This is a genomic window from Pandoraea sp., from assembly GCF_004297875.1.
Taxonomy (GTDB): Bacteria; Pseudomonadota; Gammaproteobacteria; order Burkholderiales; family Burkholderiaceae; genus Pandoraea.
Genome location: NZ_SCSK01000048.1, coordinates 64,607 through 82,425 on the forward strand (window position 1 = coordinate 64,607; position 17,819 = coordinate 82,425).

General features: G+C 64.7%; 18 protein-coding genes. 4 read left to right on the forward strand and 14 right to left on the reverse strand.

From position 1 onward, the window contains the following. The first annotated feature begins 13 nt into the window (after window positions 1–13). Window positions 14–805, forward strand: a complete 792-nt coding sequence (locus EPN80_RS14745) for a sulfite exporter TauE/SafE family protein (protein ID WP_293028731.1) — start codon at window positions 14–16, stop codon at window positions 803–805. A gap of 5 nt (window positions 806–810) precedes the next feature. After that, window positions 811–1,545: a DsbC family protein gene (locus EPN80_RS14750; RefSeq protein ID WP_293028734.1), complete on the forward strand. Its 735-nt coding sequence runs from the start codon at window positions 811–813 to the stop codon at window positions 1,543–1,545. 12 nt (window positions 1,546–1,557) lie between these two features. Here EPN80_RS14750 and hpaI read toward each other — a convergent pair whose 3' ends face one another. The 8 genes from hpaI to EPN80_RS14790 all read right to left on the reverse strand — a co-directional run bounded on the left by hpaI (window position 1,558) and on the right by EPN80_RS14790 (window position 8,202). Further along, a complete protein-coding gene (gene hpaI, locus EPN80_RS14755; RefSeq protein WP_293028737.1) occupies window positions 1,558–2,367 on the reverse strand; it encodes a 4-hydroxy-2-oxoheptanedioate aldolase in 810 nt (269 codons plus the stop codon). Window positions 2,368–2,377: 10 nt separating this feature from the next. Further along, window positions 2,378–3,181 (reverse strand): 2-oxo-hept-4-ene-1,7-dioate hydratase, encoded by an 804-nt coding sequence (hpaH, locus tag EPN80_RS14760; RefSeq protein ID WP_293028740.1) that lies wholly within the window; start codon window positions 3,179–3,181, stop codon window positions 2,378–2,380. Between the two features lie 5 nt (window positions 3,182–3,186). Next, window positions 3,187–3,582 (reverse strand): 5-carboxymethyl-2-hydroxymuconate Delta-isomerase, encoded by a 396-nt coding sequence (locus tag EPN80_RS14765; RefSeq protein WP_293028743.1) that lies wholly within the window; start codon window positions 3,580–3,582, stop codon window positions 3,187–3,189. Window positions 3,583–3,609: 27 nt separating this feature from the next. Further along, window positions 3,610–4,458, reverse strand: coding sequence for a 3,4-dihydroxyphenylacetate 2,3-dioxygenase (gene hpaD, locus EPN80_RS14770; RefSeq protein ID WP_293028746.1), 849 nt, complete (start codon window positions 4,456–4,458; stop codon window positions 3,610–3,612). A gap of 51 nt (window positions 4,459–4,509) precedes the next feature. Then, complete coding sequence (gene hpaE / locus EPN80_RS14775) at window positions 4,510–5,970, reverse strand: 5-carboxymethyl-2-hydroxymuconate semialdehyde dehydrogenase (protein WP_293028750.1); 1,461 nt, start codon at window positions 5,968–5,970, stop codon at window positions 4,510–4,512. 30 nt (window positions 5,971–6,000) lie between these two features. Beyond that, window positions 6,001–6,765, reverse strand: a complete 765-nt coding sequence (locus tag EPN80_RS14780; protein ID WP_293028753.1) for a fumarylacetoacetate hydrolase family protein — start codon at window positions 6,763–6,765, stop codon at window positions 6,001–6,003. Window positions 6,766–6,768: 3 nt separating this feature from the next. Continuing rightward, window positions 6,769–7,545: a fumarylacetoacetate hydrolase family protein gene (locus EPN80_RS14785; RefSeq protein WP_293028755.1), complete on the reverse strand. Its 777-nt coding sequence runs from the start codon at window positions 7,543–7,545 to the stop codon at window positions 6,769–6,771. 120 nt (window positions 7,546–7,665) lie between these two features. Continuing rightward, on the reverse strand, window positions 7,666–8,202 hold the full coding sequence (locus EPN80_RS14790; RefSeq protein ID WP_293028758.1) for a MarR family transcriptional regulator: 537 nt from the start codon (window positions 8,200–8,202) through the stop codon (window positions 7,666–7,668). A 174-nt stretch (window positions 8,203–8,376) separates the two neighbouring features. Here EPN80_RS14790 and EPN80_RS14795 point away from each other — a divergent pair, with 174 nt between their 5' ends. Continuing rightward, window positions 8,377–9,942, forward strand: coding sequence for a sulfatase-like hydrolase/transferase (locus EPN80_RS14795; protein ID WP_293028761.1), 1,566 nt, complete (start codon window positions 8,377–8,379; stop codon window positions 9,940–9,942). 91 nt (window positions 9,943–10,033) lie between these two features. Continuing rightward, complete coding sequence (locus EPN80_RS14800) at window positions 10,034–11,362, forward strand: MFS transporter (protein WP_293028764.1); 1,329 nt, start codon at window positions 10,034–10,036, stop codon at window positions 11,360–11,362. A gap of 21 nt (window positions 11,363–11,383) precedes the next feature. Here EPN80_RS14800 and EPN80_RS14805 read toward each other — a convergent pair whose 3' ends face one another. From EPN80_RS14805 to hutU, 6 genes are all read right to left on the reverse strand, one after another. Then, a complete protein-coding gene (locus tag EPN80_RS14805) occupies window positions 11,384–11,914 on the reverse strand; it encodes a cytochrome b (RefSeq protein ID WP_293028767.1) in 531 nt (176 codons plus the stop codon). A gap of 106 nt (window positions 11,915–12,020) precedes the next feature. Then, window positions 12,021–12,815 (reverse strand): N-formylglutamate deformylase, encoded by a 795-nt coding sequence (gene hutG / locus EPN80_RS14810; protein WP_293028770.1) that lies wholly within the window; start codon window positions 12,813–12,815, stop codon window positions 12,021–12,023. A gap of 43 nt (window positions 12,816–12,858) precedes the next feature. Next, entirely contained in the window at window positions 12,859–14,244 is a 1,386-nt protein-coding gene (locus EPN80_RS14815) for a formimidoylglutamate deiminase (protein ID WP_293028773.1), read from the reverse strand. Then, on the reverse strand, window positions 14,241–15,479 hold the full coding sequence (hutI, locus tag EPN80_RS14820; RefSeq protein WP_293028776.1) for an imidazolonepropionase: 1,239 nt from the start codon (window positions 15,477–15,479) through the stop codon (window positions 14,241–14,243). The genes EPN80_RS14815 and hutI overlap by 4 nt, the downstream gene beginning before the upstream one ends. Then, a complete protein-coding gene (locus EPN80_RS14825) occupies window positions 15,476–16,087 on the reverse strand; it encodes a HutD family protein (protein WP_293028779.1) in 612 nt (203 codons plus the stop codon). Before EPN80_RS14825 ends, hutI begins: the two co-directional genes overlap by 4 nt. Before the next feature lie 15 nt (window positions 16,088–16,102). Then, window positions 16,103–17,812 (reverse strand): urocanate hydratase, encoded by a 1,710-nt coding sequence (gene hutU / locus EPN80_RS14830; RefSeq protein ID WP_293028782.1) that lies wholly within the window; start codon window positions 17,810–17,812, stop codon window positions 16,103–16,105. Window positions 17,813–17,819 lie beyond the last annotated feature (7 nt).

Consider the following 17,819-nt stretch of genomic DNA (forward strand, 5'->3'; position numbering starts at 1 on the left):
GAGCAATGAAATCATGGATATTTTTGCAATGCCCTCGCTGACACAAGGCGTGGTTGCCGCGTTGTGCGGCGGATTCGTCAGCTTTTCTCTGGGTCTGGTCGGCGGCGGCGGCTCGATTCTCGCGGTGCCGCTCATTCTGTATGTGGTGGGGTTGAAAGACCCTCACCTGGTGATCGGCACGTCGGCACTGGCGGTGGCGACCAACGCTTACATCAATCTGATTCCGCACGCCCGCGCCGGCCGTGTGCGCTGGCGTGCGGCGTTTTCGTTCGCGGCCAGCGGCGTGATCGGTGCGGCCATTGGCTCGTCGATCGGCAAATTGGTCAATGGCCACAGCCTGCTGATCTATTTTGCCGTGCTGATGTGTTTCGTGGCGTTCCTGATGTTGCGGCCAAGAGCCGCGCATCCCCCAGGCCAAGCGCTTCGCCCGGGCGCCCATCCGCGGCTTTGGGGTACCGGGCTCGGCGCGGGCGGCCTGTCGGGGTTCTTTGGCATCGGCGGCGGATTTCTGATCGTCCCGGGCCTGATGTTCGCAGGACCGATGCCAATTGCCGAAGCGATCGGCACGTCGCTGTTCGCAGTGGGATCGTTCGGGCTGACTACCGCGATCAATTACGCGTTGACCAGCCAGGTCGATTGGGCGATCGCGATCGAATTCGTCGCTGGCGGCGTCATCGGCGGATGGCTTGGCGCTCGTGCGGCGGGCCATCTTGCCAACAAGCGCGGCGCACTGAACCGCATTTTCGCCGGGATGATCATCCTGGTCGCCCTTTACATGCTGTATCAATCACTGCACGCCAGATAATCCCAATGAAATCACATGTTGCAAACCGCGCCTTGCTGTGCGCGGCGCTGTTCGGCATGCTTGCCCCGGCATGGGCCGAGACGCCGCCGACGGTGGCAGCCATGCAGGCTGCGCTGGACCAGAACCTGGGTGACGGCCTGAGCGTGTCGAAAGTGTCGGCGACACCGCTGCCCGGCATTTACGAAGTCTACGTCGATCACAAAATCATTTACGCCGATCGAGCCGGGAAGTACATGCTGGTGGGCCAGCTCATCCAGACCCAGGGACGCAGGAACCTGACCGAGGCCAGCCTGCAGGCCGCCCAGAAGACCGACTTCTCGAGCCTGCCGCTGGCCGACGCCATCAAAACCGTCAAGGGCAATGGCAGCCGCAAGATGGCGATCTTCGCCGATCCGTACTGCCCTTTTTGCAAGCGTCTCGAGCAGACCCTGCAACATGTCGACAACGTGACGATCTATACCTTCCTGTTCCCGGTGCTTACGCCCAACTCAAAGCCGATGTCGCGCGACATCTGGTGCTCGCCCAATCGCGACGCGGCCTGGACGGACTGGATGTTGAAGCAGCGCAAGCCTCAGCCTCAGGCTTCATGCAACGCGAGCGCGCTCGACAGCAATCTGGCTCTCGGCAGCCGGCTCGATGTCAGCGCCACGCCGACCATCATTTTCGCCAACGGCGCGCGCATGAGCGGCGCCCAGTCGCTCGCCGCGCTGAACAGCGCACTTGATCAAGCGGGCCGATAACGCCGGGCCGCGCTAATACGCTTTATCGCCGCGGCCTGCGGCCGCGGCATCCGCACCGCCCTTGAATTGCGCCGCAAGCGCCTGCGCGCTGCGCGCGAGCACTGCCGCGTCGACGCCAACCGCGGTGAAGGTGCTGCCCTGCGCCATATAGTGCCGGGCCTGCTTTTCGTCGCTGCTCAGAATGCCGGCGGCTTTGCCCGCCGCGCGGATGCGCCGCAGGCCATCGTCAATCGCGTGCTGCACGTCGGGGTGGCCCGGGTTGCCGAGGTGACCGAAATCGGCCGCCAGATCGGCGGGTCCGATGAACACCCCGTCGACGCCATCCACCGCGGCGATCGTCTCGATATTGGCAAGCGCCGCCCGTGTCTCGACCTGCACCAGCACGCACATTTCTTCGTTGGCCCGGGTGACGTAGTCCGGTACGCGATTCCAGCGCGAAGCGCGAACGATCGAGCTTGCAACCCCGCGTATGCCCTGCGGCGGGTAGCGGGTGGCGGCCACCGCCGCTGCGGCCTGCGCGGCGTCCTGCACCATCGGCACCAGCAGGTTCTGCGCGCCGATATCGAGCAGCTGCTTGATCTGCACCGCGTCGTTCCACGCCGCGCGCACTACAGGGTGCACGGGATACGGTGCCACGGCCTGCAGTTGAGCGAGTATCGACGGTACATTGTTGGGGGCATGCTCGCCGTCGATCAGGAGCCAGTCGAAGCCGGCGCCAGCCAGCAGCTCAGCCGTATAGGCACTGGCCAGCCCGAGCCATAGCCCGATCTGCTGCTCACCGGCCAGGAGCGCCTGCTTGAATGGGTTACGCGAAAACTCCATGACTTGCTCCTCATGCGAAATGACAGGCGATCGAGCCCATCGGACCGTAATCGGCGTGGAACGTATCGCCGGCGCGCGCCAGCACGGGCCGGGTGAACGAGCCGCTCAGGATAACCTCGCCGGCGGCGAGCGCGACGTCGAACCGGGCCAGCCGGTTGGCCAGCCACACGACTCCATTGGCCGGATGATTCAGGACGCCGGCGGCCACGCCAGTCTCCTCGATCACGCCGTTGCGCGACAGGATCGCGCAAACCCAGCGCAAATCGACGTCGAACGGCTTGATCGGCCGCCCGCCCAATATCACGCCAGCGTTGGCTGCATTATCCGAGATCGTATCGAATACCTTGCGCGGACGCTTGGTGCCGGGATCGATCGACTGGCTGCGCGCATCGATGATCTCCAGTGCCGGAATCACATAGTCGATTGCGTCATAGACATCGAACAGCGTGCAGTTGGGGCCCGCCAGCGGCTTGCCCAGCACGAACGCGAGCTCCACTTCCACGCGTGGCATGATGAAGCGCCCGGCCGGCACGTCGCAGCCTTCGGCGAAGAACATATCGTCGAGCAAGGTGCCATAGTCGGGCTCGTCGATCTGCGAGGACATCTGCATCGCGCGCGAGGTCAGGCCAATCTTGTGCCCTTTGACGGTGCGCCCTGCCGCCAGCTTCATCGATACCCACGCGTGCTGAATCGCGTAGGCGTCCTCGATCGTGATCTCGGGATAATCGAGCGAAATCTGACGGATCTGCGCGCGTTTTTGCTCGGCTTCGTGCAGGCGCGCGGCAATCTGCTCGATGGTGTCTCGGCTTAGCATCGGTATTACGCCTTCTTGAAGCGTGAATGCACGTTATTGTGCTTGTAGCTGCCGCCTTCGCTGAACTCGACCAGCTCAAGCGACAGCGCCAGGTAGCGTCGCGCGTACAGTGACGCAAAATGCTGCTTGATTGCGTCGAACAGTGCATCGCAGGCTTTTTTCCTGACCGCCTCGTCGCGCCCGCCGGCAATCTTGAGCGTGACATGCACAAAGGCATAGTCTGCCCCCGGGTCGCCATCGGCCATGCGGTAGTCGCGCAATTCGATCGCGCGCGAGCGTATGCCGCCGATCGGGAACACGTCGCCTTGCGCGATCAGGGTGTCGTTGATGGTCTTGAGCAGCGCTGGCACGTGGGCCTCGGCGCGGATGTTGTCGGTGTATTCGACAATGACGTGGGGCATCGCAAACCTCCAGCGGATCGAAATGGCTCAAGGCACCGGGAAGATCGCGTTGATCTGTCCGGTGCCTGAGCTCGCGAAATAATCGGTGACGATTTCCACCGGCTTGTCATAGGCGTCCCATCCGAGCAGCCCGAGCAGCATCGCCGTGTCGTGCATGCCGCCCTCGCCGATGCAATGCTCATTGTATTCGGGCAGCATCTTGCAAAACGTTGCCCAATCGCCCTGCTTCCACAATTCGACCACACGCAGGTCGACCTGACGGAAGAACTCGCGGCTGATCTCATGAATCGCCTCTTCCGGGCTGTTATTGTCGTTGAACCGGTGCGACAGCGAGCCGCTGGCGAGAAACGCTACGTTGGCGTCGCTTTTCCCGATCGCGTCCATGAGCGCAGCGCCAAAGCGGCGGCTCTCGTCGAGCTGGTGCCATGCGCACCAGCCGGCGATCGACACCACCTTGAAATGCGCGTCGCCGTTCATATAGCGCATGGGCACGAGCGTGCCGTATTCGAGTTCGAGGCTGTCGATTTCATGCGCGCGCGTGAACACCCCCTGCTCGCTGGCGGTCTGCGCGATCAACCGGCCGAGCGTCGGGTTGCCCGGGTATTCGTAGGCCATGTCCCTGATGAAATGCGGCAGCTCGTTGCTGGTGTACACGCCTTTGAAGCGACGGTTGCAATTGACGTGATAACCCGCGTTGACCAGCCAGTGCACGTCCGACACCACGATCGTATCGACGCCCAGTTCGCGGCAGCGCCGGCCGATTTCACGATGACCCGCGATGGCCGCCTCCCGGCAGCCATGATGTTTGCCGGGCAGCTCGGACAGATACATCGACGGCACATGTGTGATCTTGGCCGCCAGCGACAATTTACCCATTTCTCGTGTCTCCTCTCAATTTCGCCAGCCCGGTCTGATGCCCCGTTCGCTTTACACGCCCCACTTGGGAATGTGGTGATTGCCCATCGAGATGCAGACATTCTTCACTTCGGCAAATACCTCGAAGCTGTATTCGCCGCCCTCACGGCCGGTGCCCGATTCCTTGGTGCCGCCGAACGGCTGGCGCAAATCGCGCACGTTTTGGCTATTGACGAACACCATGCCTGCCTCGATGCCCCGTGCCAGGCGGTGCACCTTGCCCACGTCCTGCGTCCATACATACGACGCCAACCCGTATTTGACGTCGTTGGCCTGCGCCAGGCCGTCGGCTTCGTTCTTGAATGGAATCAGGCAAGCCACCGGCCCGAAGATTTCCTCCTGCGCCACGCGCATCCGGTTCTCGACATTGGCGAGCACCGTGGGCCGCACGAAATTGCCATTTTTCAGGTGTGCCGGCAGCCCGGCAGGCTGATCCGGTCCGCCGGCGGCGATCGAGGCGCCTTCCTGCTCGCCCAGGCGAATGTAGCCGGTGACCTTTTCCCAGTGCTGGCGGGTGATCATGGCGCCCACGTGGGTTTTCTCGTCGGCCGGATCGCCCACCGTCAGGCGGTTGGCGCGCTCGGCAAACCGGCGCACGAAATCGTCGTAGATCGTTTCCTGTATGAAGATGCGCGAGCCGGCGGTGCACCGCTCGCCATTGATCGAGAAAATCGTGAACAGCGACGCATCGAGCGCGCGCTCGAGGTCGGCGTCGTCGAAAATCAACACCGGCGACTTGCCGCCGAGCTCCATCGAGAACTTCTTCAGGCCGGCGCGTTCGATGATGCGGCGCCCGGTAGTCGTCCCGCCGGTAAATGAGACGGCACGCACATCCGGGTGGCGGACCAGCGCATCGCCGGCCGTCGCGCCAAAACCTTGCACAACGTTCAGGACCCCGGCCGGCACGCCGGCTTCGAGCGACAAGCGGCCAAGCTGGTCGGCGGTAAGCGGCGAGAGCTCCGACATTTTCAGCACGGCGGTATTGCCCAGCGCCAGGCAAGGCGCGACTTTCCAGGTGGCCGTCATGAACGGCACGTTCCATGGCGAGATCAGCGCGCACACGCCGACCGGCTGGTAGAGCGTGTAATTGAGCATGGTATCGTCGACCGGATAGGTGCGGCCATTCATCTGCACGCACACTTCGGCAAAGAAATTGAAGTTTTCCGAAGCCCGTGGAATCAGCTGCCTGCTGGTCTGCGCGATCGGCAGTCCGGTATCTTGCGTCTCGAGCGCGGCGAGTTGCGGCACGTTATCCTGGATCAGCTCGCCCAGCCGGCGCATGATGCGCGCACGCTCTTTGGCCGGCGTACCGGCCCAGCCTGGAAAGGCCGCCTTGGCCGCGGCCACTGCCGCCTCGACTTCGATTTCGCCACCCGAGGCGACTGCCGCAATTTCCTCGCCGGTCGCGGGATTGTGCGTAACGAATGTCTCGCGGCTTTCGACCTGCTTGCCGTTGATCCAATGCTTGATCATTGTTCGTCTCTCCAAAATGCAGCGGCGCATTCAGCGTGCGCCGTAATAGTCGCGCTCGGCGGCGATGGTGTTGACCAGGCGCCCGATGCCCTCGATTTCAGTGACGACTTCGTCGCCAGGCTGCGTGTCAGCCAGGCCCTGGGGCGTGCCGGTCAGGATCATGTCGCCGGCTTCGAGCGTCATGAAGCCGCTGAAATATTCGATCAGCCACGGGATGCTGAAAATCATGTCGCGTGTCGAGCCCTCCTGCGTGAGCTGGCCGTTGACGGTGGTGCGCAGCGTCAGATTCATCGGGTCGGCGATGTCGTCGCGATCGGTCAGCCACGGCCCGAGCGGCGTGCAGGTGTCGCGATTCTTGACCCGCAGGTTGGGCCGGTAATAGTTCTCGAGATAGTCGCGGATGGCGTAATCATTGGCCACCGTGTAGCCGCGCACGTACTCGTACGCCTCGCACGCCTTGACGGCGCGCGCGGTTTTGCCGATCACGACCGCCAGCTCGCACTCGTAATGCATGTACTTCACGCCGTCGGGGCGCACGGTGCGCGCGCGGTGTCCGATGAACGTGCCGGGCCCCTTGAGAAACACCAGCGGTTCCTCCGGCGCCTTGAACGCGAGTTCCTTTGCGTGGTCCGCATAGTTCAGGCCGAGCGCGAGGGTGGTGCGCGGCTCGATCGGCGGCAACCAGGTCACCTCGGTCTCGGCCACGCGGCGGCCGTCGGCCAGAGACAGGAAGCCGGCCTGTGCCGGATGGGCCAGATGAATCAGGCCGTCATAGGCCACGCGTGCGGTTTTCATCGCTTACTGGTCTCCTTGCGCGGCAGCCTCGACGCTGTGCGCGAGCACCCCGACGCCGTCGATGTCGATTTCGATGCGATCCCCCGCGCGCGCCAGCGGCGACCCCTCGGGCACGCCAACCAGCAGCACGTCGCCCGCATGCAGCGACATGAAGGCGGTGATCTCGGCGATCAGTTGCGCCACCGGCCGGATGAGGTTCGATGTGTGGTTTTGCTGGCGTATCCGGCCGTTGACCCGCACGGTGATCGCCAGCGCATCCGGGTTCGGCACATCGGCCGCGGCAACGATCCATGGTCCGAGCGGGCAATAGCCGTCGCGGCATTGATGCCGGATGGCGGGTCGATAGTAGCTGTCGTGCGGCACGCTGACGTCTGCCGCCACGGTGTACCCGGCGACATGCTCGAGGGCATTGCGCGCATCGACGCGCGTGGCCTGCCTGCCGAACACGACTGCCAGCGACGCGCCAATTCGGACAGCGTCGCCGCCGGGCGGCAATGCAATGGCCGCGCCATGCCCGGCGTGCGTATTCACCGGCTTCAAATAGAGAAGCGGCCCCTGGGGAGGAGCCAGGTAAGGGGCGGCGTGCACACTTTCGCCCAAGGCGGCAAGCGCCCCCTGAAAATTCAGCAGCGTGCCGTAGACGGCGCCGGTGACCGGCGGCAGCCACGCAAACGAACCTTCGGCATAGACGCCGCGCGCATCGAACGGCAGCAGCGAGTCGGCTGCCACATTGACTTGCCTCGGCGGGGTCGACCCCACGGCTATCCGAGCTTGTCGCATATCGCTCTCTCCAGAGATGGCTACGGCGCGGATCGAATCGCACCGGTTATTTACTTAACATATTAAATAAATGTTCGGAGGGCTTCAAGTGAAATCTTGTCGAGTCCGACCCTGGTGCACCTAAACGCGGTCGGCGCCCGGGGTGCCGTCGCATTTGTCGATCTCGCGCTGCGTCAGGACCTTGGCCTGCTGCTCAAGCTTGAGCAGCAGGCGATTGAACAGTTCCGCCTCTTCGTCGCTCAGGCACGCGGTGAACTCCCGGTTGTACCGCTGCCCCCCGAGGCGCGCACGCTCGTAGGCATCGCGCCCTGCTTCGGTCAAGGTCAGCGCCGTGATGCGCTTGTTGGAGGCCAGACGGACCTTGGCGATCAGCCCGGCTTCGACCAGCGTCGCTACGCAGCGACTGGTCACCACCATATCGAGCCCGGCCATGGCGGCCAGCTCGGTTAGGCTGACTTGCGGGGCCTTGCCGACAAAAGCCAGAATCCGCCAGTCGCGCCGGCTGATGCCGACCTCACGCTGGAACATCAACCCAACGCCGCGCACCGCCAGGCGCGTCAGGTTATGCATCCGGTACAGCAGGAAGTCTTCGATATGCCCGGGATTTTTCAGCAGGGGTGCTGCCGGTGCTGGCGGGGGCGACGATCGACGCGGCATGATCTGGAGGAAGGAGCGGGAGCGGATTCAATTATATCGGCTCGGTCGGGCCGCGGGCCGCGCTGCGTCCCTGGTTTGTGCATTTGCACATATGTTTGATTAGGTCAAACGTGGTCTCGATGCCTAGCATGGCAGTGCATTGGCCGTGCGCCAAAAACCTTCCACGATCTTGCCATGGCAGCGACTCGAAACGTTCTGTTTATCATGTGCGACCAATTGCGCCGAGACCATCTCGGTTGCTACGGCCACCCTTATCTGCGCACCCGCAATATCGACGCGCTGGCCGCGCGCGGCGTGCGTTTCGACAATGCGTTCGTCACCTCGGGAGTGTGCGGGCCATCGCGCATGTCGTATTACACGGGCCGCACCATGAGCAGTCACGGCGCGAATTGGAACCGAGTGCCGCTGTCGATCGGCGAAATCACCCTGGGCGAATATCTGCAGCGGCATGGCCGCACGCTGGCATTGGCCGGCAAGACGCACGTGCTGACTGACATCGGCGGCTTCGAGCGTCTCGAAATCGCACGTTCGAGCAAACTTGGACAACGCCTGTCGACCGGATCCTTTCACGAACTCGACCGCTACGATGGGCACCATGAACCCGGCAGGGAGAGCGGCTATCCGGCATTCCTGAGGCAGCACGGCTATGACAGCGACACGCCCTGGAGCGATTTCGTCATCAGCGTCGAGGATGACGCCGGCGCCACGCACTCAGGCTGGAAGATGCGCAATGTGCGGTGGCCCTCGCGCGTGGCCGAGCCGCATTCCGAAACCGCCTACATGACCGACCAGGCGATCCGTTACATCGAGCAGCAAGGCGACGAACCCTGGGCACTGCACCTGTCCTACGTGAAGCCGCACTGGCCCTATGTGGCACCGCGCCCGTACCACAGCATGTATTCGCTCGACCAGTGCCTGCCGCTGGCACGCCGGACCTCGGAGCTGGAGAATGCCCACCCGGTGCTGGCCGCGTACCGCACCCAGGAGGAATGCATCAATTTCTCGCGCGAGGAAGTGTCGAACACGGTGCGGCCTGTGTATCAGGGCCTGATCCAGCAGATCGATGATCATCTCGGCCGGCTCTGGGAGACGCTCGAGCGGCTCGGCCGCTGGCGGGATACGCTGATTGTCTTCACCGCCGATCATGGCGATTTCCTGGGCGACCATTGGCTGGGGGAGAAGGAGCAGTTCTACGACACCGTGCAGCGCGTGCCGATGATCGTTCACGACCCGTCGCCGCAGGCCGATGCGACGCGCGGCACCGTCGAAGCACGCTTTATGTCGGGCATCGACGTGGTGCCGACCGTGCTCGACGCGCTCGGCCTGCCCCGCTTCGAGGAGCGCGTTGAAGGGGTCTCGGTGCTGCCGCTTACGCGCGGCGCGGCGGTTGCCGACTGGCGCGATTATGTGGTGTCGGAGCTCGATTACAGTTTTCGCGGCGCGCGTCTGGCGCTGGGTCGAGGGCCCAGCGAATGCCGCGGCTGGATGGTGCGCGACGCGCGCTGGAAATACGTGCACTGGCTGGGGTACCGCCCGCAACTTTTCGACCTGACGGCCGATCCCGACGAGTTCGTCGACCTTGGCGCAGACCCCGCCCATGAAGCTGTGCGCGTGCGCATGCACGGCAAGCTGGCCGACTGGTACGGCACGCTCAAGCAGCGCATCACCCTCGACAATCCGACCGTGGAGAGCAAGACCAACACGCACAAGCAGTGGGGCGTTTTTTTCGGCGAATGGTAAATCCTTGCCTGAACGTCGCTCCCCTTTTTACCGCACACAACAAAAGCAAGATTTCCTGCCGGCGGCGCCGGCAGGATCACCGGAGACCTTTATGTCAACCTCGCCCGCCCGCTCGCAAGACGACGCGATCTATCGCAAGATCGCCTGGCGCATCGTGCCATTCCTGTTCGTCTGCTACGTCGTCAACTTTATCGACCGCGTCAATATCGGCTTTGCCAAGCTGCAATTCCTGCATGACCTGCATCTGAACGATGCGGTGTTCGGGGTAGCCGCCGGCATGTTTTTCATCGGTTACGTGCTCTTCGAGCTGCCCAGCAATCTGCTGCTGGCGCGCATCGGGGTGCGCAAGACGCTGCTGCGCATCATGGTCTCGTGGGGTGTCATCACGGTATTGCTGATGTTCGTGAAAAACGCGCCGATGCTCTACGTGCTGCGATTTTTGCTCGGGGCGGCCGAAGCGGGCTTTTTCCCCGGCATCATTCTGTACCTGACCTACTGGTTTCCGGATAACCGGCGCGGCCGCATCACTAGCCTGTTTATCGTCGCTGTGCCGTTGGCCGGCATTATCGGCGGCCCCGTCTCGGGAGCGATCATGGGGCATTTCCATGACGTGCTGGGCCTGCGCGGCTGGCAATGGCTGTTTATCGCCGAAGGCTTGCCGGCCATCGTGCTCGGGGTGCTGGCAATGTTCCTGCTCACCGATCGTCCGCGCAACGCGCATTGGCTCGACAATGCGGAAAAGGAGCGCGTGCTTGCCGCGCTAGAGGCCGACGCGCAGCGCCGCCGCGAGCAAGGCGCCGTGCCGGCGAAGCTCACTGAAGTACTGCGCAACCCGCGCATTTATCTGCTGTCGGTGATTTACGTGGCGATCTTCATGGGGTTGAACGCGGTGGGCTTCTGGATTCCGACGATACTGCGCCAGGTCGGCGTGCAGCAGGTCGGCAATATCGGCTGGCTCAGCGGCGCGATCTCGGTATTCACGGCTATCGGCATGGTGCTGATCGGCCGCAGCTCCGATCGACGGATGGAGCGTCGCTGGCACGTCGCCGGTTGCGGACTGGCGACGGCGGCGAGCTTTCTGCTGTTACCGCTGGCCGCGCACAGCATTGCGCTGACAACGGCGCTGCTGATCGTCGCGTCGGCCTGCATCTATTCGGTGCTGAGTATTTTCTGGACCATCCCGACCGCGTACCTGGAGGGCGGCGCAGCCGCCGGCGGGATTGCCGCCATCACCGCGATCGGCGCCTTGGGCGGCGCCATCAGCCCGGCGCTGGTCGGCACGCTCAAGGCGCATACCGGCAGCGTCTATCCTGGCTTGGCGGTTGTCGCGGTGCTGCTGGCGGCGGCGATGGCCGCCCTGCTCTGTTTCGTGCCTGCACCGCGGCGCGCAGCCGCCGCGCAGGTCGGGCAAGCGGCGTGAGCGAGCCGGGCCGCGGCGTGCTCAGACGTTGGGCAGCATGCGCCGCAGCGTACTGTCGCGCCGCACGAAGTGGTGGTACAGGGCTGCCGCCACATGCAGGCCGATCAGGGCGAGCAGGCCGTAGGCCGCATACTGGTGGATGTCTCCCATCTCGTGGCCGAGCGACGAGCCGGTGGAAGACAACGCGGGCAGCGTGATGCTGCCGAACAGCTTGACCGCGTAGCCGCGCGCCGACGCGTTGATCCAGCCCATGACCGGCACGATGAACAGCAACAATAGCGCCGCATGCGTCAGGCGAGAAAGCCCGTGCAACAGCGGCGGCACATCCGCGGCGGGCGGTGCCGGGTGGCCGATGCGCCAGACCAGTCGCAGAACCATCGCGGCGAGCAAGGCGGTGCCCAGCGACAGATGCCAGGCGACCAGGCCGACCGGCAAGGTGTCCTTGCGAATGTCTGGCATGGTCCAGGCGACCGCATACTGGGCTACCAGCAGAATCAGCACCAGCCAGTGCAACGCTCTGGCGACAGAATCGTATTTGTGCGTCGACGACATACATTTCCTTTCGGGCAGGGTGAGGAGGCTTGATTTTGCCGGTCGAGGCTTAGCCCTGACTTAGATACCGCCCCCGCAGGACAAATTTTCCCATGCCCGACAGACCTCAGCCCGGCCAGGCCAGCATGGCCTCCACCAGTGCATGCAGCACTGGTCGCACGGCGGCCGCGCGGGTGTCGTCGAACGCATAGGGCAGCGTTTCCTGCATATAAGTAATTTGCGACAGCTCCAGCTGCACTGCATGGATATGCTGCGCCGGACGGCCGTACTGGCGGGTGATGTAGCCGCCCTTGAAACGGCCATTGAGCACGGTCGAATAGGCGCCATGAGTGGCAACGATATCGCGCAGCCGCTCGCCAAGCCCAGGTCCGCAGCTCGCGCCGCTGGCGGTGCCGAAATTGAAATCCGGCAGCCGTCCGTCGAAAAAACGCGGCACCTGCGAGCGGATCGAATGCGCGTCCCACAGCAAGGCGCGGCCATGCTGTGCGTGGATGCGCGCCAACTCTTCCTGCAGCGCCGTATGATAAGGCTGCCAGTAGGCCGCCACGCGCTGGGCGATAGCCGCCTCGTCGGGCGCGCGGCCCGGCCCGTATAGCGGCTCCCTGTCGAAGGTATCGACCGGACACAGCCCGGTGGTGTCCTGGCCCGGGTAGAGGTTGACGTTGTCGGGCGGGCGATTCAGGTCGATCACGTAACGTGAATGAACCGGCACGAGAATCGAGACGCCGAGACTGTCGAGGAAGTCGTACAGGCGTTCGAGATGCCAGTCCGTATCATCGACGCGGCTGGCCACCGGTGTCATGCCGGCGGCCAGCGCCGCTGGGATGGCGGTACCCACGTGAGGCATCGACACCAGCATCGGGACGCGGCCGCGCCGCAAGCTGAAGGTTGGGGTTTTCATGAGTTTCCCTGTTAGGCACGGCGACGCGGTGGCGTCGGCCGGTTCAAGTCAGCAGCGCGCGGCGCGCCGCGAGAAAATCGTGCCGCGCGGCGGCTTGCATCGCATGAGTACGATTGTCGACGATCCGGCGTCCGCCTACAACCACGTCGCGAATCGGGTTGCCGCCATGGTTGCCGAATACCATCCCGGCCAGCGCTTGCGATGGGCTCACGCCACTGATCGCCGGATCGGTGCCGTCGAGCACCAGGAAATCCGCGCGCAGCCCGCGCGCAAGACCGCCGATCGGCCGCCCGCTGGCGGCCGCGCCGCCTTGTTGCGCGGCAAGATACAGCGCGTCGGCCACATACGGCTGCCGCGCGCTGGCCAGCACGTTGCGTCGGCGATCGCGCCAGCGCTGGCTGTATTCGAGCAGGCGCAGTTCTTCGGCGACACTGACACTGGCATGGCTGTCGGAACCGATGCCCCAGCGCCCGTCCGCCTCCAGATAGTCGGGCGCGTCGAAAATGCCGTCGCCCAGATTGGCCTCGGTGCTCGGGCACAGGCCGACCACCGCTCCGCTGCGCGCGACGGCGTGGCGCTCGCGCTCGTCGATGTGGGTGGCGTGCACCAGGCACCAGCGGCTATCGACCTCGACATGGTCGAGCAGCCATTGCACTGGCCGCGAGCCCATCGCGGCAATGCACCCCTGCACTTCGGCCACCTGCTCGGCAATATGGATATGCACCGGGGCGCGCTGATCGGTCGCATCAATGCCCTGCAACAGTGCCTCCAGCGACCCGGGCGATACCGCACGCAAAGAATGCGGCGCCACGCCATAGGCCAGACCGTCGTGCGGTGCATGGATGCGGCGCAACCCGGCGAGCAGATCGAGCAGCGCCTGCGGAGAGTGAATGAAACGCGCCTGCTCGGGCATCGGCGGCGCGCTGCCGAACCCGCTGTACTGATAGAGCACCGGCAGCAACGTCAGTCCGATGCCGGTGTCGGCCGCCGCGCGGATCAGGCATTGCGCCAACGCGCCGCGCTCGGCATAGGGCTGGCCGTGGCGATCGTGATGCAGATAATGAAACTCGCACACCGAGGTGTACCCGGCCAGAAGCATTTCGATGTAAAGCTGGCGCGCGATTGCTTCGAGATCCTCAGGGTTAAGCGCGGCCGCGAAACGGTACATCAGGGTACGCCAGCTCCAGAAGCTGTCGGCCGGATCGCTGCGATATTCGGTCAGGCCTGCCATGGCACGCTGGAACGCGTGTGAATGCAGGTTCGGCATGCCCGGCAGCACGGGGCCGGCGGCGCACGGAACGCCTCGCGGCGCCGGCACGCCGGCGTCGATCGAAGTGAAGCGTCCGGCGGCGTCCCAAGCCAGCACGACATCATGCTGCCAGCCGTCGGGCAACAGCGCGTGAGAGGCAAAAAGTGTCGATGGCGTCATGGGCGCGCTCCGCTTGGCCGATGCGTGAGAACGCCCTGGCGCACCCGCGCATGGCAGCGGTCTAGGCCGCTCCAATACGGCAGTTCGGCCAGCGAATCGACGTCCCACAGCACGAAGTCGGCCGCACGCCCCGCGGCCAATTCGCCGTGCGTGTCGGATCGACCAAGCGCGCGCGCAGCGTGGCGGGTTACGCCGCTCAGCACTTCGGCCACGGTCATTTGAAACAGCGTGCATCCCATGTTCATCATCAGCAAAAGCGAGGTGGTAGGAGAAGTGCCCGGGTTGCTATCGGTGGCCAGTGCGATCGGTACGCCGTGACGGCGCAGCAAGTCGAGCGGCGGCAACTGCTTCTCGCGAATGAAATAGAAGGCGCCGGGCAACAGGACGGCGACCATCCCGGCGGCCCGCATCGCCTGCACGCCCGCTTCGTCGAGATACTCCAGATGGTCGGCCGACAGTGCCCCGTAGCGTGCCGCCAGGCGCGTGCCGCCAGCGTTGGATAATTGTTCGGCGTGAATCTTGACTGGCAGCGACAGACGTTGGGCCGCCTGGAACACGCGCTCGCACTGGGCCGCAGTGAACCCGATGCGTTCGCAGAACACGTCCACCGCATCGACCAGTCCCTCGTCGTGCAGGGTCGGCAATATGCGCTCGCAGACTTCGTCGATATAGTCGTCGGCCCGGCCGGCATACTCGGGAGGCAGCGCGTGCGCGCCGAGGAAGGTCGTGTAGACGCTGACCGGATAGGCGGCGCCCAGGCGGCGCGCGACCCGCAGCATCTTGCGCTCGCTGGCCAGATCGAGCCCATAGCCCGATTTGATCTCGAGCGCGGTGACGCCCTCGGCCAGCAGCGCCTCGAGGCGGCGGGCCGATTGATGGAACAAGGCATCTTCGCTGGCGTCGCGGGTGGCGCGCACGGTGCGCAGGATGCCGCCGCCGCGCTGCGCGATCTCGGCATAACCGACCCCGGCCAGACGCTGCGCGAACTCGTCGGCGCGCTGTCCGGCATAGACCAGATGGGTGTGGCAGTCGACCAGTCCAGGAGTAATCCAGCGTCCGCCGGCATCGTGCTGCAATGCGAAGTTCGCGGCCTCCGGCGGCAAGGCCGCCTCCGCGCCGAGCCAGTCGATGCGGCCATTTTGCACGATCAGGGCGCCCTGTTCGATCACGTCGGCGGGATCGCCACGCGGGCATAGCCGGGCATTGCGCCACACGCTCAGAGTGACGTGCGTCATGCAGCCTCCTCGCCAGCCGGCGCCAGCTGGATCACCGCGGCCACCAGCACGGCGTCGGTGCTGCCGCCCTGCATCCGGCACGCCGCCGTCGGTGCCGGCACGTGCAGCATATCGCCGGCGCGCAACTGCCAGGACGGGCCGTCGTCCAGCCGCAACGTCGTGCTGCCGGCCGCGCAATACACCAGCAGGGCATCGGACTCGAGCGCGATCGCTTGCGGCTGCGCACCGCGCCACACCGCGATCCGGCCGCGGGCGGCACCACGGCGGGTCATCAAATTCAGGTCCCGGGTGGCGCCGCCGCACAGCGTCGCCTCGACCGGCGTCTCACCGGCAAATGCGTGGGGCTCGAACGGCTTCACCAGCGGGTGGGTGAGATGCTCGCCATGCAGCAGCATCCCCTCGCCTTCGAGCAAGACGATCTCTCGATCGACGCCGGGCAGCACCGAGAAGGGACCGCTTTGCGCTACGTCAGCCACGCTCACTCGCCAGACAAAGTCATCGAATCCCGCGCCCGCCGGGAACACCGCCAGCTCGCGCGTCGTGCCGCCGCCGTTCTTCCACGGCATGGCGGGCAAGGCGTCGACACGAAGCACCGTCAATTCAGGCATGGATCCTCCAGCGGCTCAGGCCTTGAGAAACGGCAGGTTCAGATGATTGCGCCGTGCGCAGGCCCTTGCCTCATCGTAACCGGCGTCGGCGTGGCGCATGACGCCCGAGGCCGGATCATTGAACAGCACCCGCCCGATGCGCTTGTCCGCCGCCTCGGTGCCGTCGCACACGATCACCACGCCGGCGTGCTGCGAGAATCCCATGCCGACCCCGCCGCCATGGTGCAGGCTGACCCAGGTTGCGCCGCCGGCGGTATTGAGCAAGGCATTGAGCAGCGGCCAGTCGGATACGGCGTCGCTGCCATCGCGCATTGATTCGGTTTCTCGGTTGGGGCTGGCGACGGAGCCGGTATCGAGGTGGTCGCGTCCGATCACGATCGGCGCTTTCAGCTCGCCATTGCGTACCATTTCGTTAAAGGCCAGCCCGGCCACATGACGCTCGCCCAGGCCGAGCCAGCAAATGCGCGCCGGCAGCCCTTGGAACGCGATGCGCTCGCGCGCCATGTCGAGCCAGCGGTGCACATGGCGGTTGTGCGGGAAAAGCTCCTTGATTTTCGCGTCGGTCTTGTAGATGTCCTCCGGGTCGCCAGAGAGCGCGACCCAGCGAAACGGACCCTTGCCCTCGCAGAAAAGCGGGCGAATGTAGGCCGGCACGAAACCGGGAAAATCGAAGGCATTGGCGACGCCCTGTTCAAGCGCTACCTGGCGGATGTTGTTGCCGTAGTCGACGGTCGGCACGCCCATTGCATGGAAGGCGAGCATGGCCTGCACGTGCACCGCGCACGACTGCGCCGCCGCCTCGGTGAGTGCGGCGTGCTGGGACGCATCCTGCTGCGCGGCCTTCCAGCGTTCGACGCTCCAGCCGCGCGGCAGATACCCATGGATCAGGTCGTGTGCCGAGGTCTGGTCGGTGACCAGGTCGGGTCGCGGGCCGCCCGCCTGCGCCCGTTTGACCAACTCGGGGAGAACGTCGGCCGCATTGCCCAGCAGGCCGATCGATACCGCTTCCTTGCGTGCGCAGTGATGGGCAATCAGCGTCAGTGCGTCGTCGAGGTCTCTGGCCTGTTTGTCCAGGTAGCGGGTGCGCAGGCGAAAGTCGATGCTCGACTGCTGGCATTCGATATTGAGCGATACCGCACCGGCCAGCGTGGCCGCCAGCGGCTGCGCGCCGCCCATGCCCCCCAGGCCCGCGGTGACGATCCAGCGCCCGGCCAGATCGCCGCCATAGTGCTGGCGCCCTGCCTCGGCGAAGGTTTCGAAGGTACCCTGCACGATGCCTTGCGAGCCGATGTAAATCCAGCTGCCGGCGGTCATCTGGCCGTACATCATCAAGCCCTTCTGGTCCAGTTCGTTGAAATGCGCCCAGGTTGCCCAGCGCGGCACCAGATTCGAATTGGCGATCAGCACGCGCGGCGCATCCGCATGCGTTTTGAACACGCCCACCGGCTTGCCCGATTGCACCAGCAGCGTTTCGTCCTCCTCCAGGGCCTTCAGGCTCTCGAGGATCTGGTCGAAGCAAGGCCAGTTGCGCGCCGCGCGGCCGATACCGCCGTACACGACCAGACTTTGCGGGTTCTCGGCGACTTCCGGGTCCAGGTTATTCTGGATCATGCGATAGGCGGCTTCGGTAAGCCAGCTCTTGCAGGTTTTGACGCTGCCGCGCGGCGCACGGATCACTCGGGACGGATCGGTGCGCAGCAGGTCGAGAGGTTGCGGGGCATTCATGACAGAC